At 61.3% G+C, this 20484-nt stretch carries 21 protein-coding genes; 14 read left to right on the top strand and 7 right to left on the bottom strand.

The genetic code is table 11. The features are described from left to right. Position 1 precedes the first annotated feature (1 nt). The 3 genes from KHY18_RS03555 to KHY18_RS03545 all read right to left on the bottom strand — a co-directional run bounded on the left by KHY18_RS03555 (position 2) and on the right by KHY18_RS03545 (position 2823). Positions 2–250, bottom strand: coding sequence for a hypothetical protein (locus KHY18_RS03555; protein ID WP_213294391.1), 249 nt, complete (start codon positions 248–250; stop codon positions 2–4). 223 nt (positions 251–473) lie between these two features. Beyond that, complete coding sequence (locus KHY18_RS03550) at positions 474–1559, bottom strand: TFIIB-type zinc ribbon-containing protein (RefSeq protein WP_213294452.1); 1086 nt, start codon at positions 1557–1559, stop codon at positions 474–476. Positions 1560–1686: 127 nt separating this feature from the next. Then, positions 1687–2823 carry an SPFH and helix-turn-helix domain-containing protein gene (locus KHY18_RS03545; protein WP_213294389.1) on the bottom strand — a complete coding sequence of 379 codons (1137 nt, stop codon included), beginning with the start codon at positions 2821–2823 and terminating at the stop codon, positions 1687–1689. Between the two features lie 178 nt (positions 2824–3001). On the opposite strand from KHY18_RS03545, the gene glyQ reads away from it, so the two are divergent. From glyQ to KHY18_RS03520, 5 genes are read left to right on the top strand one after another with little or no spacing between them, the layout of a single operon-like run. Continuing rightward, positions 3002–3943 (top strand): glycine--tRNA ligase subunit alpha, encoded by a 942-nt coding sequence (gene glyQ / locus KHY18_RS03540; RefSeq protein WP_213294386.1) that lies wholly within the window; start codon positions 3002–3004, stop codon positions 3941–3943. A 23-nt stretch (positions 3944–3966) separates the two neighbouring features. Continuing rightward, a complete protein-coding gene (gene glyS / locus KHY18_RS03535; protein ID WP_213294384.1) occupies positions 3967–6078 on the top strand; it encodes a glycine--tRNA ligase subunit beta in 2112 nt (703 codons plus the stop codon). Between the two features lie 18 nt (positions 6079–6096). Next, positions 6097–6672 (top strand): D-glycero-alpha-D-manno-heptose-1,7-bisphosphate 7-phosphatase, encoded by a 576-nt coding sequence (locus tag KHY18_RS03530; protein ID WP_213294382.1) that lies wholly within the window; start codon positions 6097–6099, stop codon positions 6670–6672. A gap of 60 nt (positions 6673–6732) precedes the next feature. Continuing rightward, positions 6733–7473 carry a lysophospholipid acyltransferase family protein gene (locus tag KHY18_RS03525; protein WP_213294380.1) on the top strand — a complete coding sequence of 247 codons (741 nt, stop codon included), beginning with the start codon at positions 6733–6735 and terminating at the stop codon, positions 7471–7473. Between the two features lie 8 nt (positions 7474–7481). Beyond that, positions 7482–8453 (top strand): M48 family metallopeptidase, encoded by a 972-nt coding sequence (locus KHY18_RS03520; RefSeq protein WP_213294377.1) that lies wholly within the window; start codon positions 7482–7484, stop codon positions 8451–8453. Positions 8454–8507: 54 nt separating this feature from the next. On the opposite strand, the gene KHY18_RS03515 is transcribed toward KHY18_RS03520, so the two are convergent. Genes KHY18_RS03515 through KHY18_RS03505 form a run of 3 tightly spaced genes read right to left on the bottom strand, consistent with a single transcriptional unit; the run spans position 8508 to position 11278 of the window. After that, positions 8508–9875, bottom strand: a complete 1368-nt coding sequence (locus KHY18_RS03515) for a YfdI family membrane protein (RefSeq protein WP_213294374.1) — start codon at positions 9873–9875, stop codon at positions 8508–8510. Between the two features lie 9 nt (positions 9876–9884). Then, positions 9885–10814, bottom strand: a complete 930-nt coding sequence (locus KHY18_RS03510; RefSeq protein WP_213294373.1) for a glycosyltransferase family 2 protein — start codon at positions 10812–10814, stop codon at positions 9885–9887. Continuing rightward, a complete protein-coding gene (locus KHY18_RS03505; RefSeq protein WP_213294372.1) occupies positions 10811–11278 on the bottom strand; it encodes a GtrA family protein in 468 nt (155 codons plus the stop codon). Before KHY18_RS03505 ends, KHY18_RS03510 begins: the two co-directional genes overlap by 4 nt. A gap of 445 nt (positions 11279–11723) precedes the next feature. Between KHY18_RS03505 and KHY18_RS03500 the strand changes: the two genes are divergently transcribed. Then, positions 11724–12164, top strand: coding sequence for a rhodanese-like domain-containing protein (locus KHY18_RS03500; protein WP_213294371.1), 441 nt, complete (start codon positions 11724–11726; stop codon positions 12162–12164). 52 nt (positions 12165–12216) lie between these two features. Here the strand turns inward: KHY18_RS03500 and lysM are convergent, their stop codons facing one another. Continuing rightward, on the bottom strand, positions 12217–12699 hold the full coding sequence (gene lysM / locus KHY18_RS03495; protein WP_213294370.1) for a peptidoglycan-binding protein LysM: 483 nt from the start codon (positions 12697–12699) through the stop codon (positions 12217–12219). Positions 12700–12872: 173 nt separating this feature from the next. Between lysM and KHY18_RS03490 the strand changes: the two genes are divergently transcribed. The 8 genes from KHY18_RS03490 (at position 12873) to argB (ending at position 20441) form a co-directional block, all read left to right on the top strand. Next, positions 12873–13649 (top strand): type III pantothenate kinase, encoded by a 777-nt coding sequence (locus tag KHY18_RS03490; RefSeq protein WP_213294369.1) that lies wholly within the window; start codon positions 12873–12875, stop codon positions 13647–13649. A gap of 222 nt (positions 13650–13871) precedes the next feature. Further along, a complete protein-coding gene (rfbB, locus tag KHY18_RS03485) occupies positions 13872–14933 on the top strand; it encodes a dTDP-glucose 4,6-dehydratase (protein WP_213294368.1) in 1062 nt (353 codons plus the stop codon). Further along, on the top strand, positions 14930–15817 hold the full coding sequence (gene rfbD / locus KHY18_RS03480) for a dTDP-4-dehydrorhamnose reductase (RefSeq protein ID WP_213294367.1): 888 nt from the start codon (positions 14930–14932) through the stop codon (positions 15815–15817). Before rfbB ends, rfbD begins: the two co-directional genes overlap by 4 nt. Positions 15818–15823: 6 nt before the next feature. After that, positions 15824–16711 carry a glucose-1-phosphate thymidylyltransferase RfbA gene (rfbA, locus tag KHY18_RS03475; RefSeq protein ID WP_213294365.1) on the top strand — a complete coding sequence of 296 codons (888 nt, stop codon included), beginning with the start codon at positions 15824–15826 and terminating at the stop codon, positions 16709–16711. Next, on the top strand, positions 16708–17256 hold the full coding sequence (rfbC, locus tag KHY18_RS03470; RefSeq protein ID WP_213294362.1) for a dTDP-4-dehydrorhamnose 3,5-epimerase: 549 nt from the start codon (positions 16708–16710) through the stop codon (positions 17254–17256). The genes rfbA and rfbC overlap by 4 nt, the downstream gene beginning before the upstream one ends. Positions 17257–17542: 286 nt before the next feature. Further along, the gene (locus KHY18_RS03465; RefSeq protein ID WP_349630240.1) at positions 17543–18334 is read left to right on the top strand and encodes a glycosyltransferase; all 792 of its coding nucleotides are present in this window, start codon (positions 17543–17545) and stop codon (positions 18332–18334) included. A gap of 9 nt (positions 18335–18343) precedes the next feature. After that, positions 18344–19447 (top strand): MraY family glycosyltransferase, encoded by a 1104-nt coding sequence (locus KHY18_RS03460; RefSeq protein ID WP_213294360.1) that lies wholly within the window; start codon positions 18344–18346, stop codon positions 19445–19447. Between the two features lie 103 nt (positions 19448–19550). Continuing rightward, positions 19551–20441 carry an acetylglutamate kinase gene (gene argB, locus KHY18_RS03455; RefSeq protein ID WP_213294358.1) on the top strand — a complete coding sequence of 297 codons (891 nt, stop codon included), beginning with the start codon at positions 19551–19553 and terminating at the stop codon, positions 20439–20441. The last annotated feature ends 43 nt before the right edge of the window (positions 20442–20484 follow it).

The following is a 20484-nucleotide window of genomic DNA, read 5'->3' as shown; positions in this document are numbered from 1 at the left end:
TTTATTCTGCGATAATGGGAGCATCGCCTGATGCAGGAGATAAAGCGCGGTACAGCGAGCCGTCGAGCATCTTGATCGGGTTGTTGTAATTATTGGTCGCAGGCGAATTTCCCATTTTCATCAAGGGCAGGAGAGCGCAGGTGAATTGGCGCTGTGAGCCTGGGCGGGTGATTTGAGCCTTGACGCAGATGAAATTACAATTGAATTCAAAATAAAACTCTTTGTGTTTAAAATGCACTTTTGGTCGCATGCAGCCCTGCCGGTAGATGAAAAATCAGGGCTCCTGCAGGCTAGAGTACAGCCGCATTGCGAAAAAATTAGAACGGATTATGCCACTGGGGCCGAAGCTTACAGTGGCCCAAGTTGTCAGCGGGCGCCGCCTCATTAATTTGCACACAGGGGCTGCCTACAGAAGGGCAAGCGGTGTGTTCGAGGCTTTGCCGCCCCGGCCCGTGGGCTCGCCGGCTTGCGATCTATTGCATTGCCGACAGCAGCAGCACCGCGATGAACAGCGCCAGCAGCACCGCCAACGTGATCTTGATCCAGCTATAAGGCTGCTCGCCGGCGATCTGCCCGGTGTAGCCGTTGGCCACGACCTGGTAGGTCTTGCGCCCGTATGTGTAGCCCACGAGCCAGACCGGCATCAGCGTGTGCTTGAACGTGCGGCCCTGGTAGCGGCTTTGCACGCGAAGGTTGCGCTGGGTGTCGCCGGGCACTTCGCGCGAACACATCTGCCGCACGGCATCGTCCATGTCCTGGCGGTTGAGTTCGGCGGCCTTGCCCAGGTCGACCTGGTAGCGCTCCACGGTCCAGCCGCGCACGAATTCGGGCGTGTAGGGCTTGAGGTCGGTGGTGGTCGGGAAAGGCTCGATCTTGCGCAGCAGCCCGGCGTGCACGCCCACGGTGCCGGGCACCAGGGCGTCGTCGAAGAAATGCGCGAGCTGCCCGGCCGCGGGCTCCCAGCGCACATGCCGCACCTGGCGTGTCTGCGTGTTGCCGTTGGCGTCGCGGTAGGTTTCGGTGGTGTAGTAGTAGAAGCCGGCGTCGGCCTGCCAGGAGGCCTGCACATGGGCGTCGAAAGTCCAGTAGGGCAGGTACAGGCCCTTGAGGGTGTCGGTCAGCGCGGCGTTCTTGAGCTTGTTGGGCGCGAACCAGCGCGAGCCATACCATTTGCGGATCGCGTCGCGAATCTGGCCGTCGCTGATCTTGAACGGCAGGATGCTTTGCGGCGTGATCGCATCGTTGCGCTCCTCGTGCGCGACGATGGCCGGCGAGCCGCAGAAGTCGCAGCGCTGGGCCGTGCGCCCATCGACGAACACCGAGATCGCGCGGCAGTTCTGGCATTGCACTTCGCGCCGCTGCTGGCCCCAGCCGCGGCCCGCTTGCGGGTCTTGCAGGGCCGTGGCCAGGTCCTGCTCGACCACGGCATTGCCCAGCTCCTGCTGCTGTGCTTCGCTCCAGGGCACGACCGTGCCGCAGTAGGGGCAGCGCAGCGACTGGGCCTTGGGGTTCCATTCGAGGTTGGCGCCGCATTCGGGGCAGGGATGCTTGCCGACCATGGCCGGGGGCGGTGCTTCGGCCACGGGGGAATAGCCGGCATCAGGAGAGCGGGAAGGTTCTGGAATCACGGCCAAGCCACCTTGGCGCCGCGCGGGCGCCGGTCAATCTGCAGGAAAGGGGTTGGGCTCAGCCGCGCAGGAATTCGTCCAGGGCGCTCTGCGCAATGCGCCAGCTGCTGCCGATCTTGCGGGCCTTGAGGTGGCCGGATTCGATTTCGGACATCACATCGTCCAGGCCCACGCCCAGCACCTGCGCCACCTGTTCGGGCGTGAGCACCTGCAGCGCGGCGGCGGGCGCGGCGGCTGCGGGCGACTGTGCGGCCTGGGCCGCGGCGGGAGAAAACGGGTCCGAGGGCGCGGCCGCGCCACCGCCGGGGGCCGCCGTTCCCACGCCTGCCGTACCGGCAGGCGACTGCATGCTGCGCATCATTTCCTGCGCCATGCCAAAGCCCATCGCCATGGTCGCGGGCATGGCCGCAGCGGCGCTGCCTTCGCCGCCGGCCGCCATGGCCTGGCCCATCTGGTACTTCACATAGTCGTTCAGGTTGCCGATGGCCCCCATGCTCGAACGCTTGTCTATGGCCTGCTCTACTTCGGGCGGCACCGACACGTTCTCGAGAATGAAGCTGCTGATTTCCAGGCCGTATTTCTCGCGCATCGCGGGGTTGATCAGCTGCAGCAGCGCGTCGCCCAGGTCGCTGTAGCGCGTGGCCACGTCGAGCACCGGAATCTGTGCCTTGGCCAGGGCTTCGGTGAACACGCTGATGATGCGCGAGCGCATGGTGTCGGCGAATTCATCGAGGCGGAAGTTCTGGTCGGTGCCAGCGACTTCCTTGAGGAATTTGGGCGCTTCGACAATGCGGAAATCGTAGGAGCCGAAAGCGCGGATGCGGACCACGCCGAAGTCCTTGTCGCGCATCATCACCGGGTTGGCTGTGCCCCATTTGTTGCCGGTGAACAGCCGCGTGTTGAGGTAATACACGTCGCACTTGAACGGCGACTGGAAGCCGTACTTCCAGCCCTGCAGTGTGGACAGGATGGGAATGTTCTGCGTGCTCAGCGTGTGCTTGCCGGGCTGGAACAGGTCGGCGAACTGGCCGGCCGAGACGAACTGCACCTGCTGCGATTCGCGCACGATCAGCTGGGCGCCGTTCTTGATTTCCTTGTCTTCGTCAGGCCAGCGGTAAGACAGCGTATCGCGCGAATCATCGGTCCATTCGATGACTTCGATCAGTTGCTTGGTGATGATGTTCAACAGACTCATGGCTGGCCTTGGCGGAGTGGAAAACGTGCAGCACATTGTAGGGCGACCCATGGTCAAGCATGCCCATGGGGACACGCGCGGGCGGCAAACCCGGGCGCCGACATAAAATCACGTTTTACGCGCGCCGCGCGCGCACTTACCGAAGCGCAGGACCGGCCTGCCGCAAGCTCAAAAAGTCATGCTGACATTCCAACAAATCATTCTGAAATTGCAGTCGTACTGGGACGCCCAGGGCTGCGCCCTGTTGCAGCCCTATGACATGGAAGTGGGTGCGGGCACCTCGCACACCGCGACCTTCTTGCGCGCCCTTGGCCCCGAGCCATGGAAAGCCGCCTATGTGCAGCCCAGCCGCCGGCCCAAGGACGGCCGCTATGGCGAGAACCCGAACCGTCTGCAGCACTACTACCAGTTCCAGGTCGTGCTCAAGCCAGCGCCCGACAACATTCTCGAGCTCTACCTGGGCTCGCTCGAAGCCCTGGGCTTCGACCTGAAGCAGAACGACATCCGCTTTGTCGAAGACGACTGGGAAAACCCGACGCTGGGCGCCTGGGGCCTGGGCTGGGAAGTCTGGCTCAACGGCATGGAAGTGACGCAGTTCACCTACTTCCAGCAGGTCGGCGGCATCGACTGCAAGCCCGCGACCGGCGAAATCACCTACGGCCTCGAACGCCTGGCGATGTACCTGCAAGGCGTGGACAACGTCTACAACCTGCAGTGGACCGACACGCTGACCTACGGCGATGTCTACCACCAGAACGAAGTCGAACAATCGACCTACAACTTCGAGCACGCCGACGCCGACTTCCTGTTCACGGCGTTTGCCGCGCATGAAAAGCAGGCCCAGAACCTGATCGAGCAGTCGCTGTCGCTGCCCGCCTACGAGCAGGTGCTCAAGGCCGCGCACAGCTTCAATCTGCTGGACGCACGCGGCGCCATTTCGGTGACCGAGCGCGCCGCCTATATCGGCCGCATCCGCAATCTGGCGCGTACCGTCGCCAAGGCCTACCTCGACAGCCGCGCACGCCTGGGCTTCCCCATGGCGCCCAAGCACTGGGCCGAGGAAGTGCTGGCCGACCTGGCCAAGGCCGAGCAAGCCGCCGCCGCCAAGAAGTCTGCCTGAGCCGCTGCGACAGAGATAACACCATGAACCACTCGAATCTTCTTGTTGAACTGTTCGTTGAAGAACTGCCCCCCAAGGTCCTGCAAAAACTCGGCGATGCATTCGCCGGCGTGCTGTTCGACCAGCTCGCGGCCCAGGGCCTGACCAGCACCGGCTCGCGCCTCACGGCCTATGCCTCGCCGCGCCGCCTGGCCGCGCACATCACCGAAGTCGCGCCCCAGGCCGCCGACAAGGCCGTGTCGCAAAAGCTCATGCCCGCCACGGTGGGCCTCACGGCAGACGGCCAGGCCACGCCCGCGCTGCTCAAGAAGCTTGCCGCGCTGGGCGCCGATGCGTCGGCCGTGGCCGGCCTGCAGCGCGTGCACGACGGCAAGGCCGACGTGCTGTACTTCGAAAGCACGGCGCGCGGCGCGCAGCTGACCGACGGCCTGCAGAAGGCACTCGACGAAGCCATCGCCAAGCTGCCCATCCCCAAGGTCATGCGCTACCAGTTGCAGGACGGCTGGACCAGCGTGCATTTCGTGCGCCCGGCCCATGGCCTGGTCGCGCTGCACGGCACGCAGGTGCTGATCGGCCTCAAGGCGCTGGGCCTCACGGCCGGCTCCGCCACCCATGGCCACCGCTTCGAGGCGTCCGTGGACCCCGTGGTCATCGAAAGCGCCGACAGCTATGCGCAGCAACTGGCCGAGCAGGGCGCGGTCATTGCCAGCTTTGCCGAGCGCCGCGCCGAGATCGCGCGCCAGCTGCAGGCCGCGGCTGAACGCGTGGGCGGCGGCGTGCGCGCCATTGAAGACGAAGCGCTGCTCGACGAAGTCACGGCGCTGGTCGAACGCCCGCATGTGCTGATCTGCGAGTTCGAGAAGGAATTCCTGGGCGTGCCGCAGGAATGCCTGATCCTGACGATGAAGGCCAACCAGAAGTACTTCCCGCTGCTGGCCGCCGACGGCAAGCTCACGCACCAGTTCCTGGTGGTGAGCAATATCAGTCCGTCCGATGCGAGCGCGGTCATTGGCGGCAACGAGCGCGTCGTGCGCCCGCGCCTGGCCGATGCCAAGTTCTTCTTCGACCAGGACCGCAAGAAGACGCTGGCTTCGCGCGTCGAAGGCCTGGGCAAGGTGGTCTATCACAACAAGCTGGGCACGCAAGGTGAGCGCGTGGACCGCGTGCGCGCCATCGCCAAGTCGATAGGCCAGCAACTCGGCGACAGCGCGCTGGCGCGTCAGGCCGATCTGGCCGCGCAGCTGGCCAAGACCGATCTGGTGACCGACATGGTCGGCGAGTTCCCCGAACTCCAGGGCACGATGGGCCGCTACTACGCGCTCAACGACGGCCTCGATGTCGCGGTCGCCGATGCGATCGAAGACCATTACAAGCCGCGCTTCGCGGGCGACGAATTGCCGCGCAATGACGTGGGCGTGATCGTCGCGTTGGCCGACAAGCTCGAGACGCTGGTCGGCATGTTCGGCATCGGCAACCTGCCCACGGGCGACCGCGATCCGTTCGCGCTGCGCCGCCATGCGCTGGGCGTGATCCGCATGCTGGTCGAAAAGGACCTGGCGCTGGATCTGGAAACGCTGCTGGTCAGCACGCTGCCCGCGTTCGGCGACAAGATCACCGACGCCACGCCCGCGCTGGTCGACTTCATCTATGACCGCCTGGCCGGCAACCTGCGCGAGCAGGGTTTCAGCGCCCAGCAGGTCGACGCCGTGCTGGCGCTGCGCCCGCAGCGCCTGGCAGACGTGCAAAAGCGCCTCGAAGCGGTGCGCGCGTTTGCCGCGCTGCCCGAAGCGCCGGCGCTGGCCGCGGCCAACAAGCGCGTGGGCAATATCCTGAAGAAGGCTGAAACCGCCGTGCAGGCGCGCGTCGATGCGAGCCTGCTGCAGGAAACCGCCGAGCAGGAACTGAACCAGGCGCTGCAGACCACCGTGCCGCGCGCCGACGCGCAGTTTGCCGAAGGCGACTACACGGCCAGCCTGCAGACCCTTGCGGTGCTGCGCGCGCCTGTGGACGCGTTCTTCGACAAGGTGATGGTCAATGCCGAAGATCCGGCGCTCAAGGCCAACCGCCTGGGCCTGCTGGCGACGCTGCATGAAGCCATGAACCGCGTGGCCGACCTGTCGCGCCTCGCGGCCTGACCCGCAGGCTGCCGCGCCATGAAGCTCGCCATCCTCGACCGTGACGGCACGCTCAACGCGGCGGACGATTCGTTCCTGCAGGCACCCGAAAGCTGGGTCGCGCTGCCAGGAGCGCTCGAGGCCGTCGCCCGGCTCAACCGCGGCGGCTGGCATGTGGTGCTGGCCACCAACCAGGCCGGTTTGGGCCTGGGTGAAGTGGCCATGGGCGATCTCAATGCGCTGCACGCCAAGATGCACCGCGCGCTGGCCGCGGCCGGCGCGCGCATCGAGGCAGTGTTCTATTGCCCGCATGCGCCTGACGAAGGCTGCGACTGCCGCCAGCCCGCGCCCGGGCTGATGCGGCAGATCGCCGAGCGCTATGGCGCCGAGTCCCATGAAACCTGGGTGATAGGCAGCTGCGCAGCGCATCTGCAGGCCGGCGCGCATCTGGGCGCCCATCTGCACCTGGTCTGCGCGCAGACCGCGGCGGGGCAAGCGCTGCCGCCCGAATTCCCGCCACAGGTGCACGCGCACGCTAGCCTGGCCGAACTGGTCGCAAGTCTGCTGCCTGCCGAGCCGCTGCCGCCACCGTCTCCCCCTGGCTCACTGCCTTGAGTGCCGGGCGTGTGCGCGCCGCGCACGCTCCGCCTATGACTTGATTGGACTGATTTCGCCATGCCACTGATCCGCTCCGTGATTCACATGCTCTGGATGGCTGTGACCTGCATTCCCTATACGCTGGCCATTCTGGTCGTGCGGCTGTTCGGTGCTTCGCCGCGCACGCGCTACCGCATCGCGCGCGCCTGGCTCAAGCTGAGCGTCGACAGCGCCGGCTGGTTTGCGGGCGTGCAGTACCGCACGCAGGGCATGGAGAATCTGCCGACCGACCCGCAGCAGGGCGTGGTGCTGCTCGTCAAGCACCAGTCGACCTACGAGACTTTCCTGATGCCGGCGATCATGCCGCGCCCGCTGGCCTATGTGTTCAAGAGAGAGCTGCTGCGCGTGCCTTTCTTCGGCTGGTCCATCGGCAGCCTTGACATGATCTACATCGACCGTGCCGACGGCTCGCGCGCTTTCCACAAGGTGGTCGAGCAGGGCAAGCGGCTGCTGGCCCAGGGCACCTGGGTGATCATGTTCCCCGAAGGCACGCGCGTGCCGCGCGGCGAGAAGGGCGTCTACAAGTCGGGCGCGACGCGCCTGGCGATCATGGCCGGCGTGCCTGTGGTGCCCATCGCCGTGACGTCGGCCAAATGCTGGCCGCGCAAGGCGTTCATCAAGCGCCCGGGCATCGTCGACGTGAGCGTGGGCCCGCAGATTTCGACCACGGGCCGCAAGCACGATGAACTGATGCGCGAAGCCGAAGACTGGATCGAAAGCGAAATGCAGCGCCTGGATCCCGAAGCCTACGCGCGCTGAGAACAGCCATGTCGGGCCTGCTGCAGCGTGCCTGGGACTGGCTGGCGCCGCCCGAGGTGCCGCTGGTCGATGGGCAATTGGTCAAGCGCCCACGGCGCGGGGCATCGCCGCCCGCGGGCCAGGGCCATGCGCCGGCGCCCGTGGCGCTGCAGCTGGAGCTCGACCCCTTGCCCGATCCGACGCCTGCGGCTGTCGTGGCCGCGCCACCGCGCATCGAGTTGCCCGTGGCGTTTGTGCATCCGCAGGCCAGCCACCATCTGCGGCTCTCAGGCATTCCTGTCAGCTATCTCCTTGAACGCAGTCGTCGGCGCAGCATAGGCATGACCGTGGGCGTCGACGGCCTGCGCGTGCGTGCACCGCTGAGCTCCAGCCTGGGCGCTGTCGAGCGTGTGCTGCAGGACAAGGCCGACTGGATTGTGCGCAAGCTCGCGGAACAAAAGGAACGCGGCGAGGAGGCGCATAGCGCGCGCCTGCAATGGGGCGCGCAGACGGTGTTGCCGTTTCTAGGCGGCACGCTGCAGGTCGCGCGCGTCATGCCGGGGCCGGGCGTTGTGGCTGCCCAGCTGCAGCCCGCATCCGGTGCCTTGCAGCTGGCGCTGGCCGCCGATGCGCCGGACGAGCTGGTGCGCGGCCGCGTGCATGCCTGGTGGTTGCACACGGCACGCAGCCATTTCACCGAACGCCTGGACCATTTCGCTCCGCAACTGGGTGTGCAGTGGCGCAGCCTGCGCCTGTCAAGCGCGCGCACGCGCTGGGGCAGTGCGCGCAGTGATGGCGCGATCCGGCTGAACTGGCGGCTGCTGCATTACGCGCCCGAAGTCATTGACTACGTCGTGGTGCACGAGCTGTCCCATCTGCGGCACATGGACCACAGCGCGCGCTTCTGGGCCACGGTGGCCAGTGTGCTGCCCGACTACCGCGCGCTGCGCCAGCGCCTGCGCGATCAGCCCGCGCCGATGTGGGCTGACGACGACGCCTGAGTCGTGCACGCCCGAGTGGGGCGTGAAGCGGCAACGGCGCAGCGAGCGCCGGGTTCAGGCGCCTTTGTGTTGCGCTATATCGACGGTGATTCCGGCGGACCTGTTCTTGATCCAGGATGCGATTGCTATCACTGACAGGAACAATATGAGGTCAAAGGAGAAATTCAGGCCGAATAAATGCTTTGCCAGATCTCTATAGCCTTCGCCAAAGAAAGAAATATAGAGTTGCGATAGAGCGAATAAAGAGAGAAAGATTGTCATCTGGCCATATTTGCTTTTGTGGAAAAATATGGCCAGTATGAAAAAGGCAATTAGCAATATCAGTTTCTTGTCGGCGAAAATATTGTCTTTGGCATTTTTGATTTTTTCGAAAACATCGTTATCGTCCACAACGATTTTTTCACTGTAGTAGACGTGAAAATAGTTTTCGCGTACCTGTCTATTGATTCCCTCGTCGAAAAGCAAGGAGATGATATTCACAGGATTCATCAGGAAATAGTTGATGATTTTCTTGTGTGAAGAGTTTGCATTCTTTTGTATGCATTTTTGATCAATGTCTGTCCTGACGGCGCCATGGTCGAGATCAAATTTATGTCCCCATGCATCCACCCCGATACAGGCGATGTCGGCCGCTGCATCGATTTCTTTTCCATTCAATTGTTGATATGGATAAAGTCCGAAATATTCAGAATGGTATCTATTCAAATTAACCGCTCCGGAAGACGAGAATGCGGTAATCGTAGCGAAAATCTGAACAACGATCAGGAGTATTGTCTTCTTTAATATTTTTTCTCTGGAGAACAAGAAATAGAAAAACAACGCGAAGATCGGCAGGTAGAAGAATTGGCTCTTGGCGGTCGATATGATCAGGATTGCAAGCAGAGAAAGGAAGAAGCCTTTCATCGTTCCATTCAAGTAGCCAATCAAGAGCAGCGGCAGAAATATCAGGACCACCTGCTCCTGATAGAACGACGAGAAAATTCCAAGATTTGCTGACGACAGCAGAGGAAGTGACGCCAGGATGAAAATTATCAGGCTCGTTAAATTTTTCTCTTTAAAGTAAAAAGAGTAAAATTTAAAAAGAACGATGATGTATGATATTTTCAAGAGGGAAGCGAAAATTTTCAGATTGAAAATATCAGTAAAAAATCGCGTCAACCACGTCACTCCATATAAAATCAGTGTATAGGAGCTGAAGTAATCGAATTTGACGAAATGATCTTTTATTTCCAGGAGCAAGAAGTTGGTTCGTTGCGTCGGGAGGTGATAATTCAAGATTCCGGAGACCACTCTGGGGTAGTCGCCGGTGTCAATATAGTAATAGTTGATCGTCTCGGAAACGATGAATGCAATAAAAACAAGAAATCCGATAAAAAATATCTTCTTATTGGAAAGTAGCAAGTTGCTGAAAGCCTCTTTCATGATTTGTCTTTATTGCTTGGATTGAAATACATCGGCGACTATATATCTGGGCCTTTTCTTGGATTCCATATATATTCTTCCAATGTATTCGCCCAGAACGCCAATTCCAATCAGTTGGACGCCGCCAAGGAAAAGCAATGAAACCATGATGGAAGAATATCCGGATACGGTATTCCCAAATAGCAGCTTGTCGATAATGATGGCGATTGCGTAGATGAAAGATAGCGCTGAAACTACCAGTCCAATGTATGTCCATACCTTGAGTGGGGCAGTGGAGAACGAAGTGATTCCCTCGACGGCCAAATTCCAAAGCTTCCATGCATTAAATTTAGTGTCGCCTGCCACCCGTTTTTCCCGGGTGTATTCGACAATGTCCGTCTTGAATCCGACCCAGCTCAGTATGCCCTTCATGAAAAGCTGGGTTTCTTCCAGTTTGATGATTTCATTCACCACCTTGCGGCTCATCAACCGGAAGTCGCCGACATTGCTTTCGATCTTTGGCTTGGATATCTTGTTGTGTATCCAGTAAAAAGCCTCGGCCGTGGTGCGCTTCATCCAGCTATCGGAGGCACGATCGACTCTTTTTGCCAAGACCACTTCAGCACCGTCCCGGTACTTCTCTATGAGTCGAGGAATGACTTCAATCGGGTCCTGCAGATCCACATCGATGGGGATGATGACATCGCCTTGCGCATGCTGAAGCCCGGCGAAAAGCGCGGGCTCTTTTCCGAAGTTCCTGGAAAAATTGATCAGTTTGATGTTTGATTCATTTTGCAGGATGTTTTTAACAACCTGCGCGGTGTCGTCTGTGCTTCCATCATTGACGAAAATGATTTCCAGATCATATGCGCCAAGTTCATGGTTGTTCTTGATGGCTTCGTGAAAGATTGGAACAGCATCTTCTTCGTTGAAGACCGGAACCACCAAAGAAATGATCATTGCACACCCCGCTCTTTAAAAAGAAATTTCGAGAATAAAAAGCCGATAATTAAACTCAAGAAACAATGCAGTATGAAAGTAAAAGCCGGGGCAATACTCAATTCATCGCAAAAATATCCTGTGAGATAGCTCAGCCCACCCATGAAAAATACAAAGCACAAATACTTTGATTTTTTTGGTGCTGCCTTGAAAGTGAATTTTGCATTGGCGAAGAACGAAAACGACGCCGAAACAAAAAATGCAATCAAATTCGCCAGCGATTGACTGAGCAACAAGATTCCCAGGAAGAAAACGCCGGCGTGAACCAGTGTGTTGGCCACACCGACCATTACATACCTAACGAACAAATATCTCTCATGCATATCTTTACGCCAAAAATGATTCTGCGGCCTTGAGGCCGCAATTGCTCCTGAAACGGTTGCGGATGGCAGCTGCAGCCATTTTTCGGTAGGGGCTGAGGCCATTGGCCGGCATCGATCTGGCGCATGCGTCAGGCGATGTCTTCGGTGCAGGGTGGTTTCAAGCCTTGGCGCTGCCCGGGCACGGCGATGAACCGCCGCGCCTCCTGCAGGCTTGCGTGGGTGTCGGTGTCCAGCCAGGCATGACCTCAGCCAATGTGCTGCAGGTTCAACCGGCCTTTTTTGGGGACAGGCGATTCAGGTCGGTGACCATGCGGCGAGGGCTTGAGCCGCCGTGCCGGTGCCACTACTCTGGCATCGACCTCGGCTACACCTGATTCTCGGGATGCTGCGCATTGTAGGCGAACGCGCGCACGTTCCCGGTTTTCGCCGTCGACTGTTGCTTGGGACACTGGGGAATAATCGCAGTGGAATATGTTGTCGCGCTGCATGGGCGCGCATTGCAGGGTTGCGCTGGAAACGCGGCCGTAGTTCTGCGAGACTGTATGCCATGACTGATTCTTTGACTCCCGGTTCTTCGACATCTTCCGGCGTGCGGCCCGCCCAGGGCTATGCAGGCGATCTGCCCGCGGCGCTGGCCTGGCAATGGGTGCAGCAAGGGCAGGCGGTGCTGGTCGATGTGCGCACCGACGCCGAGCGCGAATGGGTGGGGCGTGTGCCCGGCGCCGCGGCCGTGGCCTGGAAGCAATGGCCAGGCATGGCGGCGAACGCCGAGTTCGACACCCAACTGCGCGCTGCCGTGCCCGAAGGCATGAAAGTGGTGCTGCTGTGTCGCAGCGGCGTGCGCTCGGTCGCGGCCGCGCAGCGCGCGGCAACCCTGGGCCTTGAGGCCTACAACATTCTCGAAGGCTTCGAAGGCGATGCGGATGCGAATGGCCAGCGCGGCAATATGGGCGGCTGGCGGCGTGCAGGTTTGCCCTGGCGCCAGTGAGTCCGCCATAAAAAAACGGGCCAGCGGCCCGTTTTTTTGATTCGATGAGTGCTTACTGCGCAGGAATGCGCAGCTTCTGGCCTGGATAAATCTTGTCGGGATGGCTCAGCATGGGCTTGTTGGCCTCGAAGATCGCCGGATACTTGTTGGCGTCGCCGTAGTACTTCTTGGCAATTGCCGACAGCGTGTCACCGCGCACCACATCGTGGTACTGGGCTTCGGGCTCGGGGTTGGTGACCGTGATCTGATTGTCGACCGAAGTCACGTTGGCGACATTGCCGCAGCACAGCGTGATCTTTTCCTTGGCGGCCTGGGTGGGCGCGTCGCCCGTCACCGTGACCTTGCCTTGCACGCCGTCGAACACCACCTTGATGTTGCTCGCGCCCAGCTTCTGGCTGGCGATATAGGCTTCGATAGCGCTGGCCGCCTTGATGTTCAAGTCGTCCTGCGATGCGCCCGGAACGGGCGCCGCCTGGGCATCCTTGCCGCCAAACAACTTCTCGCCAGCTTCCTTGATGAAAGAGAAAAGACCCATGGGATTGACTCCTGTGAAAAGCAAAGAGACCTCACTCTAGCCCGAGTTGGGGCGCAGCGGCGTCGGATAAGGACTTGTCAAGACATTTCAATACATTTCGGGCCGACATCAATATGTCAACGCCAGGCCGCACGAACCCCCCAGCCAGGGCAAAACTCCGCATAATTCGCCGCATGACATTTCTGGCCATCGACGTTGGCAACACCCGTCTCAAATGGGCGATGTACGACGCGGCGCATCCTGGCGCCAACCTGTTGGCGCATGGCGCCGAATTCCTCGAGCACATCGATCAACTGGCGGAAACCGGTTGGGCGGGCCTGCCCGCGCCCGATCGCATGCTCGGTTGCGTGGTTGCGGGCGATGCTGTCATGCGCCGGGTGCAGCAGCAAATCGAGCAGATGGCGGATTGGGATGTCGTGCCGCAATGGGTGGTGCCATCGATGGCCGAGGCTGGTGTGACCAATGGCTACGACCATCCGACCCGTCTGGGCGCGGATCGCTGGGTGGCTATGATAGGTGCGCGCCACCAGGTGCTGCGCCAAGGTGCGGCCCGGCCGCTGGTGGTTGTCATGGTCGGCACCGCCGTGACCGTAGATGCGCTTGACGCCGAGGGCCGTTTTCTCGGCGGGCTGATCCTTCCCGGCCACGGCATCATGCTGCGCGCACTCGAGACCGGTACCGCGGGGCTGCATGTGCCCACGGGCGAGGTCACACTTTTTCCGACCAACACCAGCGATGCGTTGACCAGTGGCGGTACGTATGCGATTGCCGGCGCGGTCGAACGAATCTACCAGCATCTGAGCGCACGCTGCGGCGAGGCGCCGGCCTGCATCATGGCCGGTGGCGCAGGCTGGAAAATGGCACCCAGCATGTCGCGTCCGTTCGAGCTCACCGACAACCTGATCTTTGATGGTCTGCTGGTGATCGCGGCACAGCGCTGGCAGGCGTGAGACGCGCATCTGCGCACGTGAAATTGTGAGGATTTGTCCGGGTGCGCAGGCTTGACGCATGCGCGCTCCGCGGTCGTCGGCCGTGGCCAGGACATGGCACGTAGCGGTGCATGGATTCATCGCGCTGCACGGATTACCGCTGGTGACTCGCCTTAGTGCACGCCTTGGGGAGTCAATGAGATAATTGAAAGCTTCGCCGAAAGGCATTTATACACACCCCCCATGATTCTGATCACAGGCGGCGCAGGCTTTATCGGTGCCAATTTCGTACTCGACTGGTTGTCAGCGCATGACGAGCCGGTTGTTAATCTCGATAAATTGACCTATGCGGGCAATGTGCACAACCTTGCCAGTCTGCAGGGTGATGCCCGCCATGTGTTTGTGCAAGGCGACATCGGCGACAGTGCCCTGCTGGGCCAGTTGCTGCAGCAGCATCAGCCGCGCGCCGTGGTCAACTTCGCTGCGGAAAGCCATGTGGACCGCTCCATCCACGGCCCCGAAGATTTCATCCAGACGAACATCGTCGGCAGTTTTCGCTTGCTCGAGTCGGTGCGCGCTTATTGGAGCCAGCTGGAAGGCGAGTCAAAGACGGCATTTCGCTTTCTTCATGTCTCCACGGACGAGGTCTACGGTAGCCTGGCGCCCGATGCACCGGCGTTCACCGAATCACACAACTACGAGCCCAACAGCCCGTATTCGGCGAGCAAGGCCGCGAGCGACCATCTGGTGCGTGCCTGGCACCATACCTACGGCCTGCCGGTGTTGACCACCAATTGCAGCAACAACTACGGGCCGCTGCACTTCCCGGAAAAGCTCATTCCGCTGATGATCGTCAATGCCCTGGCCGGCAAGCCGCTGCCGATTTATGGCGACGGCATGCAGGTGCGCGACTGGCTGTATGTCAAGGATCACTGCAGCGCCATCCGCCGCGTGCTCGAATCCGGCCGCCTGGGTGAGACCTATAACGTGGGTGGCTGGAACGAAAAGCCCAACGTCGAGATCGTCAACATGGTCTGCACGTTGCTCGATGAACTGCGTCCGCGCGCCGATGGCCTGTCGTACCGCGAACAGATCAGCTACGTCAAGGACCGACCCGGCCACGACCGACGCTATGCCATTGACGCCCGCAAGCTCGAGCGCGAGCTGGGCTGGAAGCCGGCAGAAACGTTTGAAACCGGCATCCGCAAGACAGTGCAGTGGTACCTCGCGAATCCCGAATGGGTCGCGCAGGTGCAAAGTGGTTCCTACCGGGACTGGGTGCAGACCCAATACGCCAGCGCATGAAAATCGTTCTTCTGGGCCCCACGGGCCAGGTCGGTTGGGAGCTGCAGCGCAGCCTGGCCGTGCTCGGTGAAGTCATCACCCTGGGCCGCCAGGACACGCCTGCCGTCGACTTTGCCGACCCCGACAGCGTGGCGCGCAGCGTCCGCGACCTTCGCCCCGATGTGATCGTCAATGCAGCCGCGCATACCGCGGTAGACAAGGCCGAAGCCGAGCCCGAGTTGGCGCGCCTGCTCAATGCAACCACGCCCGGGCTGCTGGCGCGCGAGGCCAAGGCTCTCAACGCCTTGCTGGTGCACTACAGCACCGACTATGTGTTCGATGGCAGCGGCAGCGCGGCCCGCACGGAAGACGCAGCAACCGCGCCGCTGTCGGTCTACGGCCGCACCAAGCTCGAAGGTGAGCAGGCGATTGTCGCGTCCGGCTGCCGGCATCTGATTTTCCGTACCAGCTGGGTCTATGCGGCACGTGGCGGCAATTTCGCCAAGACCATGCTGCGCCTGGCGCAGGAGCGCGAACGCCTCACGGTCATCGATGACCAGTGGGGCGCACCCACGGGCGCCGATCTGATCGCCGATGTGACCGCCCATGCCATTCGGCATGTGGGTCATTCGCCGCAAGACCTGGGCCTGTACCACCTGGTGGCGTCGGGCGAGACATCCTGGCATGCCTACGCTGGTTTCGTGATCGAGACCGCACGCCGCCTGCGCCCGCAGCTGCCGTTGCGCGTCAGCGAGATCGCATCCGTGCCCACCAGCGCTTTTCCCACCCCTGCGCAGCGGCCCCTGAACTCCCGACTGGACACGTCGCGCCTGCAGGCCCGCTTCGGCCTGCAGCTACCCGACTGGCAGCAGGGCGTGGCCCGCATGCTTCACGAAACTCTCTAAAAAATCATGACACAACGCAAGGGCATCATCCTGGCCGGGGGCTCCGGCACCCGTCTGCACCCGGCCACGCTGGCCATCAGCAAGCAGTTGCTGCCGGTTTACGACAAGCCAATGATCTATTACCCGCTGAGCACGCTGATGCTCGCGGGCATACGCGAAATCCTGATCATCAGCACGCCCCAGGATACGCCGCGTTTCGAGCAACTGCTCGGCGACGGCAGCCAATGGGGACTGCGCCTCGAGTACGCGGTGCAGCCCAGCCCGGACGGTCTGGCCCAGGCGTTCATCATCGGCGAGCAGTTCCTGAATGGAGCACCTAGCGCGCTGGTGCTCGGCGACAACATTTTCTATGGCCACGACTTCCAGCATCTGCTGGCACGGGCCAGCGTGCGTGACGAGGGCGCGAGCGTCTTTGCCTATCATGTGCAAGACCCCGAGCGTTATGGCGTTGCCGATTTCGACGCTTCGGGCAAAGTGCTGTCGCTGGAAGAAAAGCCCGCCGTGCCCAAGAGCAACTATGCGGTGACCGGCCTGTACTTCTATGACAACCAGGTGGTCGAGATGGCCAAGCGCCTGCAGCCTTCGGCGCGCGGCGAACTCGAGATCACCGACCTCAACCGCATGTATCTCGAGCAGGGCCAGTTGCAGGTGGAAATCATGGGCCGGGGCTATGCCTGGCTCGATACCGGCACGCATGAAAGTCTGCTGGAAGCCGGTCAGTTCATTGCCACACTCGAAAATCGCCAGGGCCTTAAAGTGGCTTGCCCGGAGGAACTCGCGTTTCGCCAGGGTTGGATCGACGCGAAGCAACTCGAAAGCCTGGGCCAGGCCATGGCCAAGAACGGTTACGGCCAGTACCTGCTGCGGCTGCTGAAAGAGAAGGTGAATGCATGAAGGCGACTCCCTTGGCGATTGCCGACGTCATCCTGTTCGAGCCCAAGGTGTTTGGCGATGCTCGCGGATTTTTCCTCGAAAGCTTCAACCAGAAGGCGTTCGACGAAGCCACGGGTTCGCACTACGACTTCGTGCAGGACAACCATAGTCGCAGCGCCCAAGGTGTGCTGCGCGGCCTGCATTACCAGTTGCCGCCGCATGCACAAGGCAAGCTGGTGCGCGTGGTGCAGGGGGCGGTGTTCGATGTTGCCGTTGACGTGCGACGCAGCTCGCCCACTTTTGGGCAATGGGTGGGGGCGGAACTGACGGCCGAGAACCATAAACAGCTGTGGGTGCCTCCGGGCTTTGCACATGGTTTCGTGGTGCTCAGCGAGACAGCCGATTTCCTCTACAAGACGACCAACTATTACGCGCCTGCATTTGAGCGTAGCGTTGCCTGGAATGACCCCCATCTGGCGATCGAATGGCCGCTGAATGCAGCACCGCAGTTGTCGGGCAAGGATGCCGAGGCACCGCAATGGGAGGATGCAGAGGTGTTCGCCTAGAAGCCTTTGCCATGGCGGGCGGTGCGGGTCACATAGGCTTGCATGTTCGCCAGGTGATTGCCGACAGACCGTGTGATGTCTCCCCGCCACGCCGTGAAACAGTATGGGGTAGCGGTGAGTCGGTGGCCGCTGCAGGTTGCGCCACGGCCAATACGATTCAGCAAATCGTCAGATCTGCGGTGGAGTCAGGTGCTTTGCCGCAGGCAGTACATCCCGTACGACAAGGCCACGAGGTACCACGGGTGTGTTGGCCGCTCTAAGTGGGTATTTCTATTGGTGCAATGCAGTGAGTGAAAACAAAAAATACGCGGATGACGCCGGTAACCTGGTCGTTTCGATGGTCAGCCACGGCCACGCCGCGCATGTCACTTCCTTGTTGTATCAACTGGCAGAGTGGTCGAGTGCGCGCGTGACACGGGTGGTGCTGACCCTCAATATCCCGGAACCTGACATGCCCCCAGCCCCCCCTGAGGGAGGCTGGCCTTTCGTGCTGGATATCGTTCGCAATCCGCAGCCCCAAGGCTTTGGTGCCAACCACAACCAAGCCCTGGCCGGCGCGGATGAGGCATTTGTCTGTGTGTTGAATCCTGATGTGGTCTTGTTGCCGGAGCAAGGTGATGTGCTGGATGCGCTGTGCCGGGCGGCGACGACGCCGGGGGCCGGCATGGCTTGCCCCGTGCAGGTCGATGCAGCGGGACACGAGCAGGACAGCCGGCGTGAGCTGACAACCCCGCTGAGCCTGCTTCAGCGCAGATTGCTGGGCCGCAAGCAGGTGCGCATGGATTGGGTGAACGCGGCGTGTGTCGTTTTGCCTGCGCAGGTCTGGCGTGCCGTGGAAGGTTTTGATGAGCGTTTCTTCATGTACTGTGAGGATGTCGATCTGAGCCTGCGCGTGCAACTCGCGGGCTGGTGCCTGGTGGTTGTTCCGGTGCGCATCGTTCATGCGGGCCAGCGTGCGAGCGGCCGGCAGTGGATGCATTTCAAATGGCATCTGCAAAGTCTCTGGACGCTGTGGCAGTCGCCTGCCTATGCCAAGGCCCGTTGTCGTTTGCGTAATGTGGGACATATCGCTCCCTGAGCTCTATTTATGATCTGGTTATCCACAATCGCGTTTTTTTTCGCCCTGATCTCGGGAGGCATGATAGTGCGCTGGTCAGGCGACCACCACATGGTCTATGGCGAGGACATGCCACAGCGCTTTCACTTCGGTGATGTGCCGCGCATCGGCGGGCTGGCGGTGATGATCGCCTTGCTGATGAGCTGGAGCGCGGGCATGCTCTCGACCGCCTTCTTTGGCGACCTGTCCGCGCTGCGCATGAAGATCTGGGTCGGCTGGTTCATGCTGGCCATCATGCCCGCGGTGCTCGGCGGCCTGGCCGAAGACCTGACGCAGCGCCTGTCGGTGCGCTACCGTCTGCTGCTCACGGGCTTGACCGGCGTGCTGGGTATCTGGCTGCTCGATCTTGGCGTGCCACGGCTTGATCTGCCCTGGATAGATGGCATGCTGGCCTGGGCGCCATGGATAGGCATGGGCATCGCGCTGCTGGCCATTGCCGGCCTGCCGCATGCGTTCAACATCATTGACGGCTACAACGGCCTGGCGGGCATGGTGGCGGTGATCATCTGCCTGGCGCTGGCCCATGTGGCCCTGCAGGTCGGGGACCGTGCACTGGCGGCGCTGCTGCTGAGCACGGCGGCGGCGACGGGCGGATTCCTGGTGTGGAACTATCCGCGCGGCATGCTGTTCGCAGGCGATGGCGGCGCCTACATCTGGGGCGTGGTGATTGCTTTCTCGAGCATTCTGCTGGTGCAGCGCCACACGCAGGTTTCGCCCTGGTTTCCTATGCTGCTGCTGATCTACCCGGTCTGGGAGACGGTGTTCTCCATCTACCGCAAGCTCGTGCGCGGCGATTCGCCGGGCATGGCCGATGCGCTGCATTTCCACCAGCTGGTCTACCGGCGTATCGTGTGGGGCGTGTTCCACGATGATGAGTCACGGCAGATGCTGATGCGCAACAACCGCACTTCGCCCTATCTGTGGGCCTTCACGTTGCTCACGGTGCTGCCGGCCGTGCTGTTCTGGCGCAACACGCCCGTGCTGATTGCCTTTTGCGCGTTGTTTATGATCAGCTATGTCTGCGCCTATCTGGCAATAGTCCGGTTCAAAGTGCCGGGATGGCTGCAGAAGTGAGCCGTTTACCGTTTCGGGGGGCCCCAGAGCGCACTGCGACACTGCAGTTGCGGCACAATGCCCCGCTTGTTGTTGATTACTTCCCAGCCCCACGGCCTGCACCATGAACGATATTCTCTCCATTGCCCCGCGCGACAAAGCCGAAATCCTCGCCCAGGCGCTGCCCTATATCCGCAAGTTCCATGGCAAGACCATGGTGATCAAGTATGGCGGCAACGCCATGACCGATCCGGCCCTGCAGGCCGACTTCGCCGAGGATGTGGTGCTGCTCAAGCTGGTGGGGATCAACCCGGTGGTGGTGCATGGTGGCGGCCCGCAGATTGAAACCGCGCTGAACCGTCTGGGCAAGAAGGGCGAGTTCATCCAGGGCATGCGCGTCACCGACGCCGAAACCATGGAAGTGGTCGAATGGGTGCTGGCCGGCGAAGTGCAGCAGGACATCGTGGGCCTGATCAACCAGGCGGGCGGCAAGGCCGTGGGCCTCACGGGGCGAGATGGCGGACTGATCCGGGCGCAGAAGCTCAAGCTCGCGGACAACAAGGACCCGAGCATCGAGCATGACCTGGGCCAGGTCGGCGACATCGTGGCGATCGACCCCAGCGTGGTCAAGGCGCTGCAGGACGACGCGTTCATTCCGGTCATCAGCCCCATCGGCTTCGGCGAAGACAACGAGAGCTACAACATCAATGCCGACGTGGTGGCGAGCAAGCTGGCGACGGTGTTGCAAGCTGAAAAGCTGATGCTGTTGACGAACACGCCCGGCGTGCTCGACAAGGCCGGCAATCTGCTGACCGACCTGACGGCGCGTGAAATCGACGCGCTGTTCGCCGACGGCACGATCTCGGGCGGCATGCTGCCCAAGATCGCAGGCGCGCTCGACGCGGCAAAGGCCGGCGTGAACGCGGTGCACATCATCGACGGCCGCGTGCCGCATGTCATGCTGCTCGAAATCCTCACGGACCAGGCTTACGGCACCATGATCCGCAGCCACTGAACGTGGCCAGGGCCCTGCGGGGCCATGCATTGGAAGATTCGAC

The sequence above is a fragment of the Acidovorax sp. CCYZU-2555 genome (assembly GCF_018413525.1).
In the GTDB taxonomy this organism is placed as follows: Bacteria; Pseudomonadota; Gammaproteobacteria; order Burkholderiales; family Burkholderiaceae_C; genus Comamonas.
Note: the sequence above shows the minus strand (reverse complement) of the source record. Positions and strands in the feature narration are given on the sequence as shown.